This is a genomic window from Pseudalkalibacillus hwajinpoensis (assembly GCF_039851965.1).
Lineage (GTDB): Bacteria > Bacillota > Bacilli > Bacillales > Guptibacillaceae > Guptibacillus > Guptibacillus hwajinpoensis_E.
This window is the reverse complement of record NZ_CP156674.1, coordinates 3,333,609-3,354,981: the sequence shown is the minus strand read 5'-3', so window position 1 is coordinate 3,354,981 and position 21,373 is coordinate 3,333,609. Positions and strand designations below refer to the sequence as shown.

The window sequence follows — 21,373 nt, the reverse complement described above, 5'->3', positions numbered from 1 at the left end:
ATTATAAATTATCATTAGTTTAACACTATTTATCATATAGAACTAGCTTGTATAAAACAAGTAGAAAAGATATGCACTAAACGTGCATATCTTTAAGGTAGGTTTCTTCAAAATCAGATTTACTTAATAGAATACTTCTAGGCTTACTACCCATCGCTTCAGAGACTAACCCGCGTTCTTCCATCATTTCGATTAACCTTGCCGCTCGGTTAAATCCAATTCGAAAACGTCTTTGCAGTGCTGAGGATGAAGCCTGTCCCTGATCTATTGCCCACATACATGCCTCTTCAAACAAATCATCTTCCTGGTCATTATACTGCTGCTTTTTCATTAAATCTTCTTTTTGGATTAAGTAATTCGGCTTTCGTTGTTTCCTTACAAACGAAGTGACGCGCTCAATCTCTTCATCCGATACAAAGTTCCCTTGTAATCGAACGGGTTTTGAGGATCCGTTCTCAAGACAGAGCATATCTCCTTTACCTAGAAGCTTTTCAGCCCCGCTTGTATCTAGAATCGTTCTAGAGTCAATCTGTGAAGATACTGAGAAGGCAATTCGCGTTGGAATATTTGCTTTTATCAATCCTGTAATAACATCAACTGACGGTCGCTGCGTTGCTACAAGCAAGTGAATACCACAAGCTCTTGCCTTCTGTGCGATACGACAAATAGCATCTTCTACATCTTGAGGAGACACCATCATTAAATCAGCAAGTTCATCAATCACAATAACGATATATGGAAGTTTGTGCTGTGGCTCACCGTGGTTGATTGCGCGTTCGTTGTAGCGTGTTATGTCTCGAACACCAGCTGCAGCAAACTTCTCATAACGTTCTTCCATTTCATCAACTGCCCATTTTAATGCGGTCGTTGCTTCTTTTACATCGTTAATAACCGGTGTCACGAGATGTGGAAGGCCGTTGTATGGCGCAAGTTCCACCATTTTGGGATCAATCAACATCATTTTCACATCATTAGGATTTGCTTTCAATAACAGACTGACAAGAATGGAATTAATGCAAACACTTTTACCTGAACCAGTGGCACCTGCAATTAATCCATGCGGCATTTTTTGAATATCCGTTATCTTTGCTTCTCCTGCAATATCAAATCCGAGCGCTGCATTTAAGAGCGAACCTTCTGATTGGAAAGCACCGCTTCGAACAATTTCACGAATAAATACTGGCTTACTCGTTGGATTTGGCACTTCAATGCCGATTGCATTCTTTCCCGGAATAGGTGCTTCCATTCGAATATCTCTAGCAGCGAGGCTAAGCTTAATATCATCACTCAAATTAGTGATTTTATTTACCTTTACTCCCGGGCTTGGCTGAACTTCAAATCGAGTCACGGTCGGTCCCATAGTAGCACCAACCACTTTTGCTTGAACATTGAAATTCTCAAGAGTTGATTCGAGCAACTCTCTCTGATCTTCCAGCCACTGATCGTCACTTCCCTCGTTACGAGGAGGAATGTCCAGCAGTGAAATAGGCGGCAGTTTATATTCAGCAGAGGAACCGGGCTTTCTCGTAAGTTGTCTGCGATCATTTGCTAGCATCATGACATTATAAGGAACCTGAGGCTTTGGCCTACTCTCCTCACGCTTTCCTGACACTTCCGGCTTCTCTCTTTCTCTACTCTCTTCACGCTGATTCTCTGGATTAAGAAGTTGATTCTTCTCCATCTGCTGATTTTCAGACTCCTGTACTTCCTCGTCCTGGAGGTCAATATGAGGCTCATCAGCCTGGGACCCTTCCGTTTCTTCTTCAGATTCCCTAGAAAGAGTTAACTCGGAAGATACACCTATATCCATAGAATTAAACGACACTTCAACTGGAAGTTCCTGTTGCGGCTCATGCTTTTCATCTACTATGGCTTCATAATCATTAATGAATGGTTCAGCATTTGCTTCTGACTCTTCTTCCTGTAGTAAAGGCTTGCTCGTTGAAGCTGATGAGTCATCCTGATCGGTTTCTGCCTGTTGAACAGGTTCGCGTTCTATCACATGTTCTACTTCAACTACCTGATCCTCCATGTCTTGAATATGCTCATTCTCCTGATACGTGCCATCAGTTGTATTTTCTACGGAATTAGAAGTTACTTGTACAGGTTCAGAGTTATCGATTTGATCAACAGGTTCTACAGGATCAACTTTTCTGGTTACACTGAATGGTAGATCGTTCTGAATCTGTTCATCCGTCCCTTTAGAAACTGTCATGGATTCATTTTCAGGGGAATACTTTTCAGTATCATCGATTAATTTATCAATCATTTTATGCTCTTGCAGCGGTGTGTAACGGCTCTCTTCCGAACTTTTAGCAGCCTCTTCCATCTTCTCCACAACGGGCCGCTTACTAAATCCATAAATTGGTGAAGGAATATCGGAAGGCTTGAAGTTCACACCTGAGAACTTTTTGCTCTGCCCCTTCTGGGTTGAATCAGTATCAACCTTACGTGTTGAATTACCAGTAATCGGCTTTTTAGGGGCAGAAAAACTTGACTGGTCAACATGCGAATGCTTTTTGGGGTTCCCAGTTTGATTTCGTTCAGTATCATTGTTGTTTTGTTTTTTAGGTATTCTATTATTAGAATGATCAGGAATTAATGGAAAACGAAAATTTCCTTCTCGTGGGTATTGATGAACAACCCGGGCCTCGTTTTTCCGATTAGCACTTTCCATCCGACCGATTGAATGCTTTCGGTCCACTCGATGTTCCTGTTTCAGTCCTGGTGCTTCATTCTTATTTTTTTCAACCGGTTCCTCTTCTTCTTCTCCTTCAAGATCAAACAATCTATTCCATACTTTTTTAATCCAATTATTATCCAATTACTATCACCTTTTCTAATTAAGCCCTTTTATCGTCACTCTATCCTTCTATTTTATCGGAAACTCTCCTCTGATTGTAAGGCTATTTCTAAAATCTTTCGTAAAAAAAAGTACTTCTACGTCGGAAATCATTAAAAAGTTCCACTTTCTTTATACCTGCAAGATCGTAAAGAAAAAACCTACTAGAAAATTTCTAGTAGGTTTTGAATTCAGAACCAATTTCATAATCATCAGGAAGGATAAGAATACCTTTTTCTTGAGGGGCATCCGGAAGATCGAGTTCTCTAGCAGAGCAAATCATTCCTGTTGATTCTACACCACGTAAACTTGCATCCTTAATGATCATACCTGATGGCATGACTGCACCGACCTTAGCAACGACCACCTTCTGACCTTCGTCCACGTTCGGTGCACCGCAAACAATCTGCAACTTCTCTTCTCCAACATTCACCTGACAAATATTCAACTTATCAGCATTCGGATGTTTTTCCATTTCCTCAACAAATCCAACAACAAATTTAGGTGAAGCATCGAATACCAATTCATCCTTAAAGCCATTTTCTTTAATGCTTGCGTTAACAGCTGACACAAGCTCTTCCGTTTCTTGAACGAGCCCTGAAGTTGTTAACTGTCGAACACTTGAAAAATGAAAAAGATTATACCCGATCGTTTGGTTGGTTTCCTTACTGTAAATCCGAGCAACATTCCCATTTCGCAAAACAGCTTTATCCCCGCGTTCCGTACTTCCAATTGTTACAATAAGAGTGTCGCCGACGCCTTCTTTGTTGTAAAACATATTCATAGTTCCTGTACTCCTTTTACCAGTGATTATTTTTTTGGTTTATTCTTTGCCATAATAAATATCGGTTCGAGCTTTCCATCTTCATACATGAAAGGAAGCCCTGTTACAGGGACAAGTCCACTTGAAAAGAAATGCATTGTAAGCTGAGCAAGTGCATCATAGCCACGTTCATTTTCAATATCAGCAAAAATCAAGACGTCTTGATGTGGAACAGCTATAGCAAGTTCACCTTTCGCCTCGCTTGCCATGCGTTCAAGTAACGAATCATTTAAAATTCGACTTGCATCATAGCCATCGTTAGTATTTAAGAAATAGAACGTATTACCTGCAACGGTGTCCGTTTTCATATTAGTTGATAGTCCACGAAGGTTAAACAACGAGATCTCGTGGAGCGACTCTTTCGTCCAGTTCTCTTTCTGCAGCCATTTCTCATCAACTAAACGATAAGAATTCCCCAGGTCAAGAGCATAATAAATTCGCGTTTCTGCGGTGTGCTCATTAAATACAAATGGGACACCTGCCTCGGTTTCTGAAGGAAAAGAACCTGAACGGATGACAGGATAAATACGATTTTCACTACCGCTTAATTCCTGAGAGTTTTTCATCGCCTTTAGTGTTTCTTCTACATGATGAACAACCTCATCTAAAAGCTTTTCTTTTCGTTCTTCATACTTCGCTGAGAGCCCTTTAAGACCAAGACTCATTCCTTTGCCAGTCTCTTTATCCTCTATTCGAAGTTTTTCTTCTTTTTTGTTGTATGTAAGCTCACGATCTTCATTCTGAAGTCGTTTCTCAAGCAATTGTTTTAAATCTTTTGGTTCCATATTTTCACCACCCTAAACGTCCTGAGATGTCACTTTTATCATACCATGAAAAACTAGAATACAAAAATAAAGCTATGCAAGGCATAGCTTCGTTGGGTCATTACTTAACACTTTCAAGAAATTCTTCGATCTCTTCCTGCGTTTTTCTTTGCTTACTTACAAAACGACCAGTTTCTTCCCCATTATGAAATGCGACAAAACTTGGAATCCCAAAGATGTCCATTTCCTGACAGAGTTCAATGTGATCATCTCGATCTACATAGTAGAAATCTACCTCAGAATACTTTTCTTCAAGTTCCGGAAGAAACGGCTCAATCACTCTACAATCTGGGCACCAGTTTGCTGAGAACAATAAAACTGATTTTCCTTCTTTAATAGCTTCCAAATACTCTTCATGTTTATCAAATTTCTTCATAATGATCCTCCTATGATTACTCGGTACTTATTTTCATATCTCCAGGACGAATAAGCCCTTTTTTTCTCATTAATTCGGATAATAGCAGACTTATGATGGCCGGTCCAATAAAATGCAACATGATGATCGCCATCCACACATTTCCACTTGGGCCCATTACATTGACTGTCATGATTTGTCCAACAAATCCGCTCGTCCCCATCCCAGCACCAGCTGAATTGTTTAATAACCCAAGCCATCCGCTTCCAATCGGTGCAAGAACCGCTCCTGCTAAAGTTGGTGGAACGAGAATCCAGGGATTTCGAACAATATTTGCTACTTGCAGCATGGAGGTACCAATGCCCTGAGCGATCAAGCCGCCAAATCCATTTTCTCGGTAACTGCATACCGCAAAGCCAACCATTTGAGCAGCACATCCTATCGTTGCAGCACCTGCAGCAATTCCTTCTAAACCAAGCATAATTGCAATTGCAGCACTTGAAATAGGGGCTGTTAAGGCGATCCCCATGAGTATTGCTACAATCACACCCATGAGGATGGGACGCTGTTCGGTAGCCCACATGATAAGCGAACCAAACTGAGTCATAAACTTATTGATTCCCGGTCCTGCTAATGCAGCTGTGCCATATCCTGCAAAAATTGTAACTAGTGGCGTTACAATGATATCAAGCTTTGTTGATTTTGAAACGAGTTTCCCTGCTTCTGCTGCAGCAATAGCCGCTACATAACTGCCTGCTGGTCCACCAAGCTCTGCACCAGCAGCACCAGCAAGTACAGCGGAGAACAATACGAGTGGAGGTGCTCCAAGACCATAAGCTACGGCCACCCCTATAGCAGGACCCATCAAGCTCATTGCAAGTTCCCCCGTTGGTATAAGAAACGCAAGGAATGATACATTTTCTCCAACGGTTTTAAGAATAAGTCCAATAATAAGGGATGAGAATAATCCAAGCGCCATATAACTGAGCGCTTTTACAAAGTAAACTTGCGGTGAGATGATTATTCCCTTTCGTTCTAAAAATGCTTTCATCTTTCTCTCCTTCCAGACAATTGATCCTTTTTTAGTATACACAAAAGCTCATAGTTAAGCTTTATAGCGGATTCAGATTATTGGGAAATCATTTCTAACTCATGCTACAATAACACCGTTAGCAATATTGAAGGAGGCGTTACTAGTGGAATTGACCGTTTATCTTGCAGGACAAATTCATGATAACTGGCGTGATGATATGAAACAGGAAGCTAAGAAGCTCGATCTTCCTATTCACTTTGTAGGTCCAATGGAAAATCATGATCGCTCTGACAACATTGGCGAAGAAATAAAAGGAAAACAGCCCAATGCAATCTTTAAGGATGAAGCAGCCTCGGAAATAAACAACCTCAGAACCCAGGTGCTTCTCAATAAATCAGATGTTGTCATTGCGTTATTTGGTGAAAAATACAAGCAATGGAATAGTGCGATGGATGCATCAACAGCCATAGCGCTTCAAAAGCCACTCATTCTGATCCGTCCCGAGTCATTGCATCATCCACTGAAAGAACTCTCAAATAAAGCGCAGGTTGTCGTGGAATCACCTGAACAGGCGCTGCAGGCGCTATCTTACATTTTCGAAACAAATTAACTCGAGTAAAACTTATATTGCCCGAACAACATCTGAATAATTTGTTCATACATGTCCGTGCGACTAATGGCGCCGTCGGTAAAAATACCTATTGCGCCTTCCTTTTTGTTAACATCTGCCCTGCTTTCAAACCTGGAAATAACTGGACCTAATTCTTCTCCCAGAGCTAACTGCTTCTTTATCTCTTCAGGAAGAGGAAACCTTGCTCCCCCAGCTACGATCTCCAGGCCTTCTTCATCAACAAGCGCTCCCCAGTTACACACATAAAGCGTTTCACCGATCAACTGCACACCGCCTTCAAGACCAATTCCTATATTCGCTTGCGCTTCTCTTAGAGCTGATACTGCGCGATTTTTTGCACCTAAAAGAGTTTCGTCATCACCCCACGGTTGCTCAGAAACACCTGAGGGAACAGTTAGACCTTGCACATCATTACCAAAAATAGCTTTCACCGCATTGATCTTCACTGGGTTCTCTGACCCAACTGCAATTCGAACCACTTTCATACACCCTCCTTATATATAAATCCAGCCGCTTACTTCCAATAAACAAAAGGAGCCAGATCGGCCCCTTTCAATCATACTTGTTTTTTGATGCTATCGACTGCTGTCTGATTTGTCGTTTTCACAAGCTTAATAATTAATTCTTTAGCTGCAGCGTAATCATCAACATGAATAATAGATGAGGATGTATGAATATAGCGCGAGCAAATCCCAACCACAGCCGATGGGACACCGTCGTTAGATAAATGAACCCTTCCGGCGTCTGTACCACCCTGGGAAATAAAATACTGATAAGGAATGTCGTTACTTTCCGCTGTATCTAGAACAAAATCTCTCAATCCCTGATGAGTGACCATCGAGCGATCATAAATCCTTAGAAGCGCTCCTTTTCCAAGCTGCCCAAATTCATTTTTATCTCCCGTCATATCATTAGCCGGGCTTGCATCAAGTGCATAGAATAGATCAGGATTAATCATGTTTGCTGCTGTTTGAGCTCCTCGTAATCCCACTTCCTCCTGGACTGTTGCACCTGAATACAATTCATTAGGAAGCTCTTCACCCTGAAGCTCTTTTAAAAGCTCCATAGCGAGACCAACTCCATAGCGGTTATCCCATGCTTTTGCCATGATTTTTTTATTGTTTGCCATTGGCGTAAACGGGCATACTGGCACGATTTGCTGCCCAGGAGTGACACCTATTTTCTCCGCGTCTTCTCTGTCATCTGCTCCGATATCAATTAGCATATTCTTAATCGCCATGGGTTTGTTACGTGTCGCATCATCAAGAAGATGTGGTGGAATGGAGCCAATTACGCCCGGAACCGGACCGTTTCTCGTCATAACTTGAACGCGTTGAGCAAGTAAAACCTGACTCCACCAGCCACCAAGAGGTTGAAAGCGAAGCATGCCGTTATCTGTAATAGAAGTAACCATGAATCCAACTTCATCCATGTGACCAGCAACCATAATCTTTGGACCATTATTTCGTTTTACCCCAAACACACTGCCAAGATTATCCTGTATAATCTCATCACTATATTTCGAGATTTCATTCTTCACAAACTTCCTCACGTCGTGTTCGAATCCTGGGGCACCTTGTAGCTCGGTTAATGTTTTAAATAATGATAGCGTTTCTTCTTTCATATGTATCCCCTTTCATTATTCCTATTTCTGCTCCTATGGTATTATTGTATCGAATCTGAATAAGGCTTGCTAGTCTCATGAATTTTTAGCATAAACATTTGGTCCGAGCTCGAACTTCCGATATACTAAAGTAGGAAACGAATTAGGATAGGTTTAAGGAGGAGAAGACTGGATTATGAATACAAGAGATGTTCTCGTCGGAGCACTTATTGGTGCTGGAGCTGCCGCGATTACAACAGCTACTATTGCTTCAAAGAAAACGTATATTTCACCAGAGAAAGCCCTTAAAGCTGCGAAAAGCGCAGTTAAACCCGTTTATATAGTAAAAGGGTCATGGATTCATATGAAAACAGATTCAGTCGAAAAGTTTAATGTACCATTCACGGTTTATTCCGGTGGACTAACCTGTGAAAAGGATGGAGAGCTTCAACAACTTGATTTTATGGTCGATGCTGAAACAGGGACACTCGTGGAACTGCAGCAACAATAATCAAAAGCCCCGTGCCTTATTGGCGCGGGGCTTTTGATTATTAAATTAAAACGTAGAGTTCGTTTCATAAACGTTATTTTGGAGTTTAAATCTGAGCGTAGAGTATTTTCTCTTCATCCAAACATAACCAATAATAGCCGGAATGATAAGCATCAAAGCACTTAAAACCATAATAACCGTCATATGAAGGTGCTCACCTGTTACATCTGCATGGCTATCTTTAAACGCACTTGCTTCTTCCACATCAAGGATACTTGCATCAGGAATGACTGCATTTGCTTCGGTATCATAAAATAATACCGCCGTATGATCTTCAAAGAAAATATTATCGCGCACTGTCGTAAAATCAACGAGGACAGCTGTTACCTTACTAAAGTCTTTGTCTGCTGAGCTATCAACTTCAAAGCTTTCAGCCGTTTCAATTTTGAGAGAACCTTTGTCGTAATCGTAATGTTCTTCAGCAAGGTACCCGGCAAGGCCCTTCTTTACTTCATCACTAACGTCTGCTTCAGCATGAGCTGCAGTACCTGCGAAAGGAAATGCGACCAAAAGAGCAACAATAAGTGCAAAAATACCTTTTTTCATCATTTTCTCCTCCTCTAACAAACAAATTATCCAATTCTTATCATATCATATTTTGTCTACTATTCTACTAACATTTTTCTCCAAACATTAGGAGAAAATCAATCACAGCTAGAAGAGAATGCCTACTCGTGATAAACCTTGTACCCTGAAGAGTTCTATTTAAAGACTCAAACTATATGTCTTCTTCTCTGAATTTATTCCAGTAAAAAAAGAACCGGGGCTCCGGTTCTTTAGTTCATTATTGGTTTCTTATTGAATTCGTTACTGATTTCTTTCGAGCGTGAAGCGGCATTTTCCACAGCTGCTTCAAATGCTTCTCCGCCCCCATTCTCATAAAGGGCTTCAAGACCTGCTTGAGTTGTACCATTAGGTGAAGTTACTTTCTTTCTAAGAGCGGAAGGAGAATCCTCTGACTGTTCAGCCATCATTCCTGCTCCAAGTACGGTTTGAACAGCCATTTTTCTAGCTGTTTTAGTTTCAATACCGCCTTCAATTGCTGCCTTTTCAAGGCTTTCAATTACATAATAAATGTAAGCTGGTCCGCTTCCTGCAACGCCAGTAAACACATCCATTTGCTCTTCTTCGATCACAACTGTTTCGCCAATTGAACGGATAAGTGCTCGAGCAATGGTTATTTGCTCTTCCGTTACATGCTCACCAGCAGCTAGAGCGGAGATTGATTTACCAATCATGCTTGATGTGTTAGGCATAACGCGGATAACTGGCTGCTCACCTTCAAGTTTCTCTTCAATGAATGATGATGGGACCCCTGCTAGAACGGATAGAAGAAGTTGATCATTTGAAATGAAACGTTCAATTCCCTCTATTGCACGTTCAACATCCTTGGGCTTCATTGCAAGGATGACAACATCTGCTTCTCGAACTGCGAATTCTATACTTTGAGTCGCCAACACGCCGTGATTCTCCATAAGTTCCTGACGACGTTGTTCATTGCTTCTGTTAGTCATAATAATTCGTTCAGGTTCAATAGTACCCGATTCAATCATTCCTGCTGCCATTGCTTCTGCCATTGAACCCGCTCCGATAAACGTTACGGTTTTATTTTCTAGCATGGTTGCCTCCTTTGAATTTCCGAAAAATCATCTACGGTCATTTATATTAACACTGCTGACTGAACGCTTCAACCTTTCTAGCATAAGAAAAAAGCATAAGCGTAAGATAGTAAGTGAAAACGTTATCATCAGCATCTGAGTATCATCTGTATTAGTGAGATGGACATATATCGCATCTCAAGCCTTCTCACAAGCTCTCATCAAGGGTATCTATTTAACATTTTATGGTAATTCCCTCATGTAATAGGCTTTTCCAATCTGTTTTCCTGACGCTTATTTTATCAATAAGTCTAACCCACCACCTGAGTTATTCAAACAAAAAGAGGCTTCTAATCGAAGCCTCTCCATTCATTATGCTTGTACTTTCGGTTTTGATTTCTTCAATATTCCAACCATTAATGCCGTTACTATTGTACCGATTACAATAGCAAGGATATAAAGTAGAATATGTGTGATTGAAATGTTGTTTACTGACCAGATAACAAACGCTCCACCGTGTGGTGCAGGAAGTGCGATATTAAACAGCATTGTTAGAGCTCCAGCAATAGAGGATCCAGCAATAATGGATGGAATCACACGTCCTGGATCTGCCGCTGCAAACGGGATTGCACCTTCAGTGATAAAGGAAGCTCCCATAACGTAAGCGACTTTTCCTGCTTCTCTTTCTGTTTTGTTAAAGCGATTTTTAAAGAGAGTCGTTGCTAAGGCTAGACCAAGTGGTGGTGTCATTCCACCTGCCATAATGGCTGCATGATACGTAAGGTTACCTGCATCGATCATTGCAATACCAAATGTAAAGGCAGCTTTATTAATAGGGCCACCCATATCTACTGCCATCATTCCGCCAAGAATAAGTCCAAGTAAGAGTTTGTTTGTTGTTCCCATACCGCTCAACCAGCTTTCAAGGCCTGTATTAAGAGCCCCAACAGGTTCAATAACGACGTACATCATAACAATTCCGGTGATAAAGATACCAAACAAAGGATAAAGTAAAACTGGCTTTAACCCTTCAAGTGATTCCGGAAGACTTGAGAATACCTTCTTTAATAGAAGGACAGCGTACCCGGCAAGGAAACCTGCGATTAACCCACCAAGGAAACCTGCACCGTTCGTTGAAGCCATTAGACCTCCAACAAGACCGGGAGCGAGACCTGGACGATCCGCAATACTCATTGCGATAAATCCAGCAAGAACTGGAATCATAAGGGCAAATGCATTTCCACCACCAATTGTGCTTAGAGCAGCAGCGAACGCATTGTAGCTTGGATCATCCGGATCTGCCGCGTTAATACCAAAAATAAATGACAGGGCAATTAAGATACCACCACCTACGACAAGTGGAAGCATATTGGAAACACCATTCATTAAGTGTTTATAGAATGCAGACTGTTTTCCTTTTCTTTCACTTTTCTTCTCGCTGATTTGATCTTCATAAGAACCAGAGGCCTTGTACACTGGCGCGTCACCATTAGCTGCTTTTTCCAAAAGCTCCTGTGGCTTACGGATGGCTTCTGCTACTGGTACTTCAATCACTTTCTTACCTCTAAATCGGTCCATTTCAACCTTTGTGTCTGCGGCAACGATAATCGCTGGAGCCTTTTCAATTTCTTCATCTGTCAAGCGGTTTTTCACCCCACCTGACCCGTTCGTTTCAACTTTCACGCCATATCCGAGCTCGGCAGCTTTTGCTTTAAGCGCATCTGCCGCCATATACGTGTGGGCAATTCCTGTTGGGCAAGCAGTTACCGCAAGAATTTTTCCAGTGTCATTTGTTGTATCTTCTACTTCTTCTGAATCCTCATTCTCTTCTTCCTTCTGATCGAATGCCTGTAAAACTTCTTCCTCCGTTCTTGCTTCTAAAAGTCCTTTACGAAATTCAGTATCCATTAAGAAGGAAGATAATCTTGAAAGGGCTTCAAGGTGAGTCTGGTTCGCCCCCTCAGTAGCAGCAATCATAAAGAACAAATGAGCTGATTCTCCGTCAAGAGATTGATAATCGATCCCTTTTTTGGAACGCCCAAATACAATCGCCGGAGACTTTACGGCTGCTGTTTTGGCATGAGGGATGGCAATCCCTTCTCCAATTCCCGTCGTACTTTCCTTTTCACGCGCGTGTATCGCCTGTTTAAACGAATGAAGATCTTGCAATTTACCTGCTGAATAAAGCTTTTCAGATAACTCATTGATCACATGATCTTTTGAATCAGCTTCCAGATTTAGAATCATTGTCTCTTTAGTTAACAATTCTGTGATTCTCATTTTTCTTGTCCTCCTCTTTCATCAAATTGTTTCACTGTAATCTGTTTCCTCAATACCTGTACCTCTTCTTCTGTGCAAAAACCATTTGAGAATGCACTTGCACTTCCTGCCGCAATCCCAGATTGGAATGCTTCCTTGAGGTTTGCCGTTTCGATATATTTGCTTAGAAAGCCTGCGACAACTGAGTCACCAGCACCAACTGAATTTTTAACTTTTCCTACCGGGACGTTTCCAAATAGTACTTCCTCAGATGTAATCAATACCGCACCGTCACCCGCCATTGATACGACTACATTTTCCGCCCCCATCTCCTGAAACTTCTTGCCGTATTTCACAGCATCCTCGACAGAGCTAACTTCAACCCCAAATAAATCACCAAGCTCGTGATGGTTCGGTTTAACAAGAAACGGTTTTGCTTTTACTGTCTCTTCAAGTGCTTTACCTTTCGTATCAACAATTGCATGGACACCTTCAGGTAAGGAACGAAGTATGCGCGAATAAATATTCTGATCAACACTTGATGGAACGCTACCTGCCAGGACTACCACATCGCCTGCAACCGTTTTGGAAAGTTGGTCAAATAGAGCATCAATATCTTCTTCTGAAATAATAGGAGACAGCCCATTGATCTCTGTTTCCTCTCCGTTCTTCAATTTAATATTAATACGTGTATCTCCGCTTACCTGAATGAAATCCGGTAACAGGCCCTCCTCTTTAAGAGATTGCTCGATAAACTGACCTGTGAACCCTCCAATAAATCCTAAAGCAGTGGATTGATGCCCGAGTCTATTAAGAACCCTCGTCACATTCACTCCTTTACCGCCTGCAATTTTGGTTTCCTCATCTACCGTATTAACAAGCCCTGTCTTGAGATTCTCAATTCGGACAATATAATCAACCGATGGATTCAATGTAACTGTATAAATCATAGCTTCACCACTTCTACTTTTGTATGTTTACGTACTTTATCGTAATTTGCTTCTGGATCATCGTCTGTAATAATCGTACATCCGTGAAGATCAGCAACCTTGCTGAAAGCTGCTTCACCTATTTTAGAGGAATCGGCAAGGATATATGGGTCTCTCGAAAGCTTAATTGCGGTTCTCTTAATAATTGCTTCATCTGGATCAGCTGTTGTATACCCGAGTACATCATGTATACCGTTGATTCCAATAAAACATTTATCAAAGCGGTAGGTTTCAATGCTTTCAAGCGCTTTTGGACCAGTCATTGCTCCAGTTCTTGCTTTGAATTTCCCTCCCACGATATACGTTGTAATTCCTTCAGATAGAAGACTTTCAATCACCTGATAACCATTTGTAACAACGATTACTTCCTTTCCGTGAAGAAACTCGGCAATTTTTTGTGTTGTTGTTCCCGCATCAAGAAATATACAGTCTCCATCTTTCACTAACTCTGCCGCAAATGCAGCGATCTTAGCCTTTTGCACCAGGTTCTGGGTGGATTTTTCACCAAGCGATGGTTCTGTCCACTTAGAATGTAAAAGAGAAGCTCCACCATGAACACGTTTTAATTTACTATCTTCTTCCAATTGAAGAAGGTCTCTTCGTATGGTTGAAACTGATGCACCAGTGACTTCACTTAAAACATGCACAGTTGCTGTTTCCTGCTCTTTAAGAAATTGTAAAATGATGAAATGACGCTCAGCAGTTAACAAATCAACACCTTCCTTCTATTCTCATTATAATGAAAGCACTTTCATCAGTCAATCATTTTCGTTCAAAAACAATCATAAATAATCAAAAAAAGTCATTTATGTTCAAATCAAAAGGAAGACAGCTATTATACTGTCTTCCTTACTTTCATCTTTTTCGCTTCATTTCATTCGTAACACTATAGGTTTCATCCCATTTAAGAGCTCTGTAACTGGCATCGTGGTAAAATAGGAACCATGATTGTTTCCCTACAGCATCTTTAATCCACTTTTCTTTGGCATAAATTGATGTCATTGGATAATCATCATATGCCAGTACCCAGAGAGGGTTGGCATGTGCATGAGTTGGCATCAAATCTGCCATGTGGATCAAATGCTCTTCTCCTTCTTTCAATGTGATAATAGAATGCCCATCACTATGCCCGCCTGTATGGTGCATTTCTAAACCTGGTAATATTTCAATTGAACCTGTAAAGGTCTGAACTTGACCCTGAATCGCTTCCCAGTTCTCTTTCCAGTATGTATTCTTCGAACGGATATTGGGCTCTTTCATTTCACTCCACTCTACCTGAGAAGTATAAATCGTCGCATTTGGGAAAGTAGATGTGTAGCTTTCTCCATCTGGTTCTGTCAATCCGCTGGCATGGTCAAAGTGAAGATGTGTCATTAAAACACGATCAATATCCTCAACGGTCAGGGAAAGTTCCTCGAGTGATGTACGAATATCAGATTCTTCATTTACTCCATAGTTCTTTTTCTGTTTTCCGCCAAGTTTACCTTTACCGATACCTGCCTCAATTAATATATTTTCTCCCTGCCATTGAATGAGTATTGGATCCGTTCGAAGCTCAATTTGATTCTTTTCATTAACAGGGTATTTTTTACTCCAAAGCGGTTTTGGTACGACACCAAACATTGCACCTCCATCCATATGAGTTACACCACCTCGAAGCCATGTGATCGAAAGTGTTCCTACTTGTAAGTGCTCCATGAATATCCCCCTTTTTAAAGTTATTACCTTATTCTCTCACTAAAAGAAATCGCTTTCAATCCAATTCAAAATAAGCTCTTACCAACACCGTATATATACAGAACCAAAAAAAAGAACCGTTCGTGAACGGCTCAAGATCTAAATTGGGCTTCGCAACGATAAATTCGACTTCCCTTTGCAGAAAACTTCTCCTCATATTCGGTCATCACATTGTTTTCCATCTCACTACGATGCAAATCAAGACTTACTTGATTGAGGATCATTCCGTAAGCAGAGAAACTATGAAGAGAATATTCAAAAAGGCCCTGGTTATCTGTTTTGAAATGCACTTCGCCATCAGGCTTCATCACGAAGCGGTAAAGGTCTAGAAATGATTTGTAAGTAAGACGTCTCTTCTCATGGCGATTTTTTGGCCAGGGATCTGAGAAATTTAAATACACCCTGTTCACTTCATCTCCCTCAAAAATCGCTGTTAGATCCTGTGCGTTTTCATTCAAGAGGCGAACGTTTGTTACACCTTCTTCAATCAATTTCTCTAAAGCAGAAACCATCACACTTGCAGAAAGCTCCAATCCTACAAAGTTAACATCAGGATTTCGCTTCGCCATCCCGATAATAAATTGACCTTTACCAATTCCTACCTCCAGATGAATAGGATTGTCATTCTCAAATACCTCTTTCCAGTTTCCTTTTCTTTCAGGAGCGTTGGCTGGAACGAACTGTGGATGCTCGGCAAACATATCTTCTGCCCATGGTTTGTTACGTTGACGCATGATGTCACTTCCTTATATCTTCTTCCCGTTTTTTACACAATCGACATTTTACCACGAAATCATTAGAATAGAAAGGCTGTTTAACGGGTAAAAATTGTAATGCGATTGTTGAAAAATCATGAAGAATGCGAGAGAAAAAACGTTATGATAAGAAGTATGAAAGGAGAATGAATATATGGAAAATTTCCTCATTATTTGGGCTCCATGGATTGTTATCATTCTTTCCATCGTCGCTCTCTTCGGTTGGGGTGCTAAAGGAGACACACATTAAAAACACGGTTAACTCCGTGTTTTTTCTAGTTCAAGTGGGATAAATCCATTCATTCTGTACACGCTACTAAGTAGTACTGTAAAGGAGGAATGAAAATGCCATTATCCCATCAAGACCAACTCTACATTATGGCTGATATCTTGAATAACCATCACATTGATTGCACAGGCACATTATCTGAATGCCAACAAATTCAGAGACTAGCATCAGCTTTGCAACAGAATGCCGATGTAGCACCCGAAATAAAGGAAGTACTCCGTCAGATTGAAGAATATAGTACAGCGGGAGCGCACGAAACCGATCTGTTAATCCATATAGAAACCCACCGGCCTAATCTTAGCCAGTGGGTAGATACGATCAATCATTATCAATAAGCCGATAGTGATTTAAATTCTCAAGATCTTTTTTCCAAAATTCAACTTCCCCATACAGTCCTTTTAAATCATACCAGTAAATTGATAGAAGGGTCTGAGCCACCACGTACCAATACATGCGATGGCGAAGACCTTCTGTATTAGTAAGACCGTAGTGGCTAAGCCATTCGCTCCACTCTTCTTTTGGAACGTACCAGTAAAGAAGCATTCCTATATCAAGAGCGGGATCGGCTACGACTGCTCCATCCCAATCAATTAAATACAAATTCCCTTCCTCACTAAACATCCAATTATTATGATTAACATCACAATGACAAACGACCTTTTCAACATGCTCAAGGTCACTTTTATTTGATGATAAATAGGAAAGAGCTCTAATGACCTCCACATCTGTTCGATGGTGATCTTCAAATTTTTCCATGAGATCAAGGTAAATAACGTCTGGTGATAGGGGCTTTTTCCCAAGTCTATTAAGCATTCTAAGTAGTTCTGAAGACCGATGGATTTTGTACAGCATTTGTGCCACTCTTGGCTGCTTCATCTCATGTGACTTCAGTTCCCTCCCCGGTAGCCACTTCTGGGCTGTAATGACGTCTCCGTTCTCGAGGCGCTTGGTCCAGAGAAGTTTCGGTACGATACCTTCCGCCGACAAAACAGCCAGAAAAGGTGAGGAGTTCCGCTTTAGGAATAGTTTCTCGTCTCCGTATTGAGCTAAGTATGCTTCGCCTGTCGCTCCGCCAGCAGGTGTCACCTGCCAACCTTCGCCTAAAATGTTCTCCAACAATTTCACCTTCGATTCACGTTAGTTTGTAGATTCTGGAAGTTTTGCCTTTGTCTTTAGCGGTATTTCTCCGGACTTAGCTAAAAACCGTCTACGAATAAAAAATTATAACACAGGTTGAAGAAATCTTCATGTCTTAATCATTTGTCACAAGGACAAGAGTGTTAAACGGAGCCACAGTGAGAGCTTTTTCAGTCGTCCTTCTGATTGGTTCAACACCAGCATGACCCTCATCAGCAAGAATCCACTTCTCCCCTTCTCCTATATGAATAACATCAGCTTGAAAGCCCCCATTATGAACAACAATGATCGTTTCATTTGTTTCTTCCTGCTTGATGCGATAAGCAATTAATGGCCCCGGAGAGTCGAAAAATGAAATCCGGTGCATATCATGAAGTTCTGCCATCCGAAAAGCTGGAAAGTACTTTCGGATTGAGATTAGACCTTTAATATACTTCACATTTTCCTGAACAGCTCTCATTCTCTGCCAATCAAAACGGTTAATTTTATCAGGAGATTTATAACTATCCTCAACGCCATTCTTTGTTCTAAAAAACTCCTGACCTGCATGAATAAAAGGTATTCCCTGTGACAGGATGGTAATCGCTGTTGCAAGCCGATGCATGTTTTGCTTCACTTCTTCACTAACATCTGGATGACTCCTATTTAATCGATCCCATAACGTATGGTTGTCATGGCATTCTACATAGTTAATGGACTGAGAAGCGGTAATAAAATAATCCTCAACACTCCCCATTATACACTTCTTCACATCTTCTTTAACGGATAAATTTCCAGTCGCAAACCCTGTAGACCGGGTATCAAATAATTTACCCTTAACAGAGTCGCGAAAGTGGTCGTTAAAAAACCCGATGCGTGGCAATTCTCGTGCATGGGAGATCATGGCCTTTCGATGGTCCGGTAATATAGTATTCATATGCCAGCCTTCTCCAAACAACAAAATTGTCGGATCGATGCAATCAAGTGCATAACGAACTTCCTTCATCGTTTCTTTATCATGTATACCCATTAAATCAAATCGGAACCCATCAATACCATATTCCCTTACCCAGTAAACAACAGAGTCGACAATAAGCTTTCGCATCATCCTTCGTTCTGAAGCTGTATCATTTCCTACCCCGGTTCCATTTGAAGGCTTCCCACCCTGATCAAATCGAAAGTAATAACCAGGAACAATTTTTTCCAAATTTGAAGCGTGAAGCTGATAAACATGATTAAACACAACATCCATAATAACTCTTAACCCTTTTTGATGAAGGCTTGAAATCATTTCCTTCACTTCACGAATACGCGTATATGGCTCGTATGAATGTAGTGAGTAGCTTCCTTCTGGAACAAAATAATGAATCGGATCATAGCCCCAATTGTAAGAAGGCTCTGCCTTTGTTTCATCAACACTTCCAAAATCCTGAATAGGCAGAAGTTCAACGTGTGTCACACCAAGCCATTTCATATAATTAACCCCTGATGGAATGCCATTCTTTTCTGGTGGATCCTCAGTAAACGCTTTGTATTTCCCTCTGTTCTTCATACCCCCTCTGGCTTGAACGCTGAAATCCCTCACATGAAGCTCATAAATAATTGCATCAGATGATCTTGAAAGCGTTGGTTTATCCATCGGATCCCAGTTTTCAGGATTTGTTTTAGAAGCATCTACAACCATTCCAAACTTGCAATTCGAAGTAGCCGCTTTGGCATACGGATCCACGGTTTCTCTCAAATCTCCATTTACCTGCACACTGTAGGTGTATAATGTACCTTCCTGATAGGATGAAATACATTCAAAAACGCCTCGCTCCTGCTTCAACATAGGAATTTCTATCTGCTTTTCAAATCGATCGTTGTAAATGTTCACCACGACATCCGTTGCTGTTGGAGCCCATACTCTAAATATTGTTCCTGTTTCTGTTAAGATAGCCCCAAGTTCACCATCATAATAATAACGTTCGTCAAAGGCATCTGTTCTTACCACTTTCCCTGTAAAAACAAGACTCGACTCACCACTCGAATGAAGCAGGTAATAATCATTACCAGGAACATACTCAGAGCTAACTTGCAGAGAAACGAGTCGATTCTTTCCAAGTTTAGAATTCGCTTTTATTTCAATCGGAAGATCGAGATGACCATCAGTAAGAGAGTAGGCATCTTGAACATCTAACGAGATATCGGCCATAACTGTAATGGTTTGGAAGTCATCCCAATATGCTGTAAAAGCCTGACTTACTTTTTTAAATCCAGAGTAATCTCGTATCACACTAAACCCCATCCTTTGCTGAGATGCTTACAATCTCTGTCATTATCTATCTTATTTATAGAATCCCTTTTTGACATGTCGTCCGTTCACAATAATTAGGAAATCCATTTTAATAATAGTGGACCAAGAACGGAGACACAAAGGGCACATAAACCTAACACAATCGAACTGACTGCAGCCTCTTTTTGACCATATTCCAGTGCTTTAGCTGTACCAATGGCATGCGAAGCACCTCCCAATGCCATTCCAACTCCTAAAAAATGAGATATCCCAAGGATATTAAACACCCACGGCCCCGTAACGGCACCCCCAATCCCAGCGATCATAACGAAAATAACAGCTATAGCAGGTTCACCGCCAGACATGTTTGCTACTTCCATCGCAACAGGAGTGGTGACGTTTTTAGAAATGATTGTGTTTGTAATTAATTCGTTATAACCTCCAATTACAGCGAACCAGTAACCAGAAAGAATGCCAAGCAAGCTGGCTATTAACACAGTGGACAGGATCTCTACTTTATACTTATTTAGCAGCTTTCTTTGTTTATAGAGTGGAAAAGCGAGCGCTACGATCGCAGGGCCAAGCAATGCGTCTATCCACTGCCCACCGCTAAAGTATGTGTCATAAGTAACATCGAATGTTGTCAATAGGATAACGAGAAACACAGTACACGTTAATACCGGTATCATAAATGGGTATGGAACAAGCTGATAAAGCCTGCGGAACACGACATAAAGAACAAGTGTAAAAAGAAACCAGAAAATCATTTGCAATGCCATCATAACCATTTACTCCTTTCGATTCCCTAGTGTTTGCCCCATCCATCCTGTTACCCCCATCACAATCCAAGTACTTATGAGAACGATTGGGATTAGCCAGAGACTTTTTCCACTAAAGAAATCGAGGTGTTGCATGATCCCGACTGTCACAGGAATGAAAAGCAGAGGTAAATGGTTTAGCAATGCAGAAGCACCTATTGATATCCATCCGATTGGCACCCATTTTAAATAAAGGCCGATTAATAATAGAACCATCCCCATAACACTTCCAGGTACAGGAAGATGAAACGCATTTTGCAGAAAACTTCCGACAAGATAAAAACCAAACAGTAGGCCAATCTGTAAGGTGGTTACAAACAGGTTATAGCTCATTAAACGCATAAGACTCAACACATTGATATCGCGGCTTTTCATTTGGGGCTACTTTATAGAGCTTTAAAGAATAAACTTCTTGATTTTCACTTTTAAATACAGGCCAATCAGATGCTATCTTTCTGTCAGAAAAACGCCATTTCTTAGCAAGCGTGATGTGAGGACGGTACGCTCTTTGATCAGATACAAATCCAGCAGTCGAGCAAACAGCTACGACTTTTCTATGGAGCTGCTCTAATCTTTCGTTTATCTTAACTTCTGCAAAGAGGACGCGAGGTTGGTCCTTTGATCCAAATCCTGCAATTCGTTCAATTTCAATATTAAATGGACGGAAATTCTCTACCACGTTTTGTAAGCCGTTATGTAGAGAAAGCAATTGCTCTTCTGATGCTTGACCAAGGAAAGCCATTGTTACATGAAAATCTTCAGGATATACATGATGTTTATATAACCTTAGATCATAACCATGTTGAATCTTTTCTAGCTTATCTCTCAATTGTTGTTCAATAGGGAGAGCAATAAAATAATGAGTACTCAAAAAGT

Annotated in this window: 23 protein-coding genes; 4 read left to right on the top strand and 19 right to left on the bottom strand. The window is 40.9% G+C overall.

The window, feature by feature from the left end:
• Positions 1-76: 76 nt before the first annotated feature.
• The 5 genes from ABFG93_RS17280 to ABFG93_RS17260 form a co-directional block, all read right to left on the bottom strand.
• Positions 77-2,824 carry a DNA translocase FtsK gene (locus tag ABFG93_RS17280; protein ID WP_347549248.1) on the bottom strand — a complete coding sequence of 916 codons (2,748 nt, stop codon included), beginning with the start codon at positions 2,822-2,824 and terminating at the stop codon, positions 77-79.
• Positions 2,825-3,017: 193 nt separating this feature from the next.
• A complete protein-coding gene (gene ytpR / locus ABFG93_RS17275; RefSeq protein ID WP_347549247.1) occupies positions 3,018-3,626 on the bottom strand; it encodes a YtpR family tRNA-binding protein in 609 nt (202 codons plus the stop codon).
• Positions 3,627-3,652: 26 nt separating this feature from the next.
• Entirely contained in the window at positions 3,653-4,450 is a 798-nt protein-coding gene (locus tag ABFG93_RS17270) for a DUF1444 domain-containing protein (protein ID WP_347549246.1), read from the bottom strand.
• A gap of 100 nt (positions 4,451-4,550) precedes the next feature.
• On the bottom strand, positions 4,551-4,865 hold the full coding sequence (locus ABFG93_RS17265) for a thioredoxin family protein (RefSeq protein WP_347549245.1): 315 nt from the start codon (positions 4,863-4,865) through the stop codon (positions 4,551-4,553).
• Positions 4,866-4,881: 16 nt separating this feature from the next.
• The gene (locus ABFG93_RS17260) at positions 4,882-5,895 is read right to left on the bottom strand and encodes a PTS transporter subunit IIC (protein WP_347549244.1); all 1,014 of its coding nucleotides are present in this window, start codon (positions 5,893-5,895) and stop codon (positions 4,882-4,884) included.
• Positions 5,896-6,040: 145 nt separating this feature from the next.
• Here ABFG93_RS17260 and ABFG93_RS17255 point away from each other — a divergent pair, with 145 nt between their 5' ends.
• The gene (locus tag ABFG93_RS17255) at positions 6,041-6,487 is read left to right on the top strand and encodes a YtoQ family protein (RefSeq protein WP_347549243.1); all 447 of its coding nucleotides are present in this window, start codon (positions 6,041-6,043) and stop codon (positions 6,485-6,487) included.
• Here the strand turns inward: ABFG93_RS17255 and ABFG93_RS17250 are convergent.
• The gene (locus ABFG93_RS17250; protein WP_347549242.1) at positions 6,484-6,993 is read right to left on the bottom strand and encodes a DUF84 family protein; all 510 of its coding nucleotides are present in this window, start codon (positions 6,991-6,993) and stop codon (positions 6,484-6,486) included. The two genes, ABFG93_RS17255 and ABFG93_RS17250, sit on opposite strands and share 4 nt — an antisense overlap.
• Before the next feature lie 71 nt (positions 6,994-7,064).
• Positions 7,065-8,132, bottom strand: a complete 1,068-nt coding sequence (locus tag ABFG93_RS17245; protein WP_347549241.1) for a M42 family metallopeptidase — start codon at positions 8,130-8,132, stop codon at positions 7,065-7,067.
• A gap of 175 nt (positions 8,133-8,307) precedes the next feature.
• On the opposite strand from ABFG93_RS17245, the gene ABFG93_RS17240 reads away from it, so the two are divergent.
• On the top strand, positions 8,308-8,622 hold the full coding sequence (locus tag ABFG93_RS17240) for a PepSY domain-containing protein (RefSeq protein WP_347549240.1): 315 nt from the start codon (positions 8,308-8,310) through the stop codon (positions 8,620-8,622).
• A gap of 45 nt (positions 8,623-8,667) precedes the next feature.
• Here the strand turns inward: ABFG93_RS17240 and ABFG93_RS17235 are convergent, their stop codons facing one another.
• From ABFG93_RS17235 to trmB, 7 genes are all read right to left on the bottom strand, one after another.
• Entirely contained in the window at positions 8,668-9,210 is a 543-nt protein-coding gene (locus ABFG93_RS17235; protein WP_347549239.1) for a hypothetical protein, read from the bottom strand.
• Between the two features lie 227 nt (positions 9,211-9,437).
• A complete protein-coding gene (proC, locus tag ABFG93_RS17230; protein ID WP_347549238.1) occupies positions 9,438-10,280 on the bottom strand; it encodes a pyrroline-5-carboxylate reductase in 843 nt (280 codons plus the stop codon).
• Positions 10,281-10,631: 351 nt separating this feature from the next.
• On the bottom strand, positions 10,632-12,539 hold the full coding sequence (locus ABFG93_RS17225) for a PTS fructose transporter subunit IIABC (protein ID WP_347549237.1): 1,908 nt from the start codon (positions 12,537-12,539) through the stop codon (positions 10,632-10,634).
• Complete coding sequence (gene pfkB / locus ABFG93_RS17220) at positions 12,536-13,468, bottom strand: 1-phosphofructokinase (RefSeq protein WP_347549236.1); 933 nt, start codon at positions 13,466-13,468, stop codon at positions 12,536-12,538. Before pfkB ends, ABFG93_RS17225 begins: the two co-directional genes overlap by 4 nt.
• Positions 13,465-14,217, bottom strand: coding sequence for a DeoR/GlpR family DNA-binding transcription regulator (locus tag ABFG93_RS17215; RefSeq protein ID WP_347549234.1), 753 nt, complete (start codon positions 14,215-14,217; stop codon positions 13,465-13,467). Before ABFG93_RS17215 ends, pfkB begins: the two co-directional genes overlap by 4 nt.
• Positions 14,218-14,362: 145 nt before the next feature.
• Positions 14,363-15,205 carry a YtnP family quorum-quenching lactonase gene (locus ABFG93_RS17210; RefSeq protein WP_347549233.1) on the bottom strand — a complete coding sequence of 281 codons (843 nt, stop codon included), beginning with the start codon at positions 15,203-15,205 and terminating at the stop codon, positions 14,363-14,365.
• 131 nt (positions 15,206-15,336) lie between these two features.
• Positions 15,337-15,978, bottom strand: a complete 642-nt coding sequence (gene trmB, locus ABFG93_RS17205) for a tRNA (guanosine(46)-N7)-methyltransferase TrmB (protein WP_347549232.1) — start codon at positions 15,976-15,978, stop codon at positions 15,337-15,339.
• A 175-nt stretch (positions 15,979-16,153) separates the two neighbouring features.
• Between trmB and cydS the strand changes: the two genes are divergently transcribed.
• Positions 16,154-16,249: a cytochrome bd oxidase small subunit CydS gene (gene cydS / locus ABFG93_RS23165; RefSeq protein WP_431522014.1), complete on the top strand. Its 96-nt coding sequence runs from the start codon at positions 16,154-16,156 to the stop codon at positions 16,247-16,249.
• A gap of 95 nt (positions 16,250-16,344) precedes the next feature.
• The gene (locus ABFG93_RS17200) at positions 16,345-16,623 is read left to right on the top strand and encodes a YtzH-like family protein (RefSeq protein WP_347549231.1); all 279 of its coding nucleotides are present in this window, start codon (positions 16,345-16,347) and stop codon (positions 16,621-16,623) included.
• On the opposite strand, the gene ABFG93_RS17195 is transcribed toward ABFG93_RS17200, so the two are convergent.
• From ABFG93_RS17195 to thpR, 5 genes are all read right to left on the bottom strand, one after another.
• Positions 16,607-17,404 (bottom strand): phosphotransferase family protein, encoded by a 798-nt coding sequence (locus ABFG93_RS17195; protein ID WP_347549230.1) that lies wholly within the window; start codon positions 17,402-17,404, stop codon positions 16,607-16,609. The genes ABFG93_RS17200 and ABFG93_RS17195 overlap by 17 nt on opposite strands.
• A 136-nt stretch (positions 17,405-17,540) precedes the next feature.
• A complete protein-coding gene (gene pulA, locus ABFG93_RS17190; RefSeq protein WP_347549229.1) occupies positions 17,541-19,679 on the bottom strand; it encodes a type I pullulanase in 2,139 nt (712 codons plus the stop codon).
• 95 nt (positions 19,680-19,774) lie between these two features.
• Positions 19,775-20,461: an LrgB family protein gene (locus tag ABFG93_RS17185; RefSeq protein ID WP_347549228.1), complete on the bottom strand. Its 687-nt coding sequence runs from the start codon at positions 20,459-20,461 to the stop codon at positions 19,775-19,777.
• Between the two features lie 6 nt (positions 20,462-20,467).
• Positions 20,468-20,839, bottom strand: coding sequence for a CidA/LrgA family protein (locus ABFG93_RS17180; RefSeq protein ID WP_347549227.1), 372 nt, complete (start codon positions 20,837-20,839; stop codon positions 20,468-20,470).
• Positions 20,820-21,368 (bottom strand): RNA 2',3'-cyclic phosphodiesterase, encoded by a 549-nt coding sequence (thpR, locus tag ABFG93_RS17175; RefSeq protein WP_347549226.1) that lies wholly within the window; start codon positions 21,366-21,368, stop codon positions 20,820-20,822. Before thpR ends, ABFG93_RS17180 begins: the two co-directional genes overlap by 20 nt.
• Between the last annotated feature and the right edge of the window lie 5 nt (positions 21,369-21,373).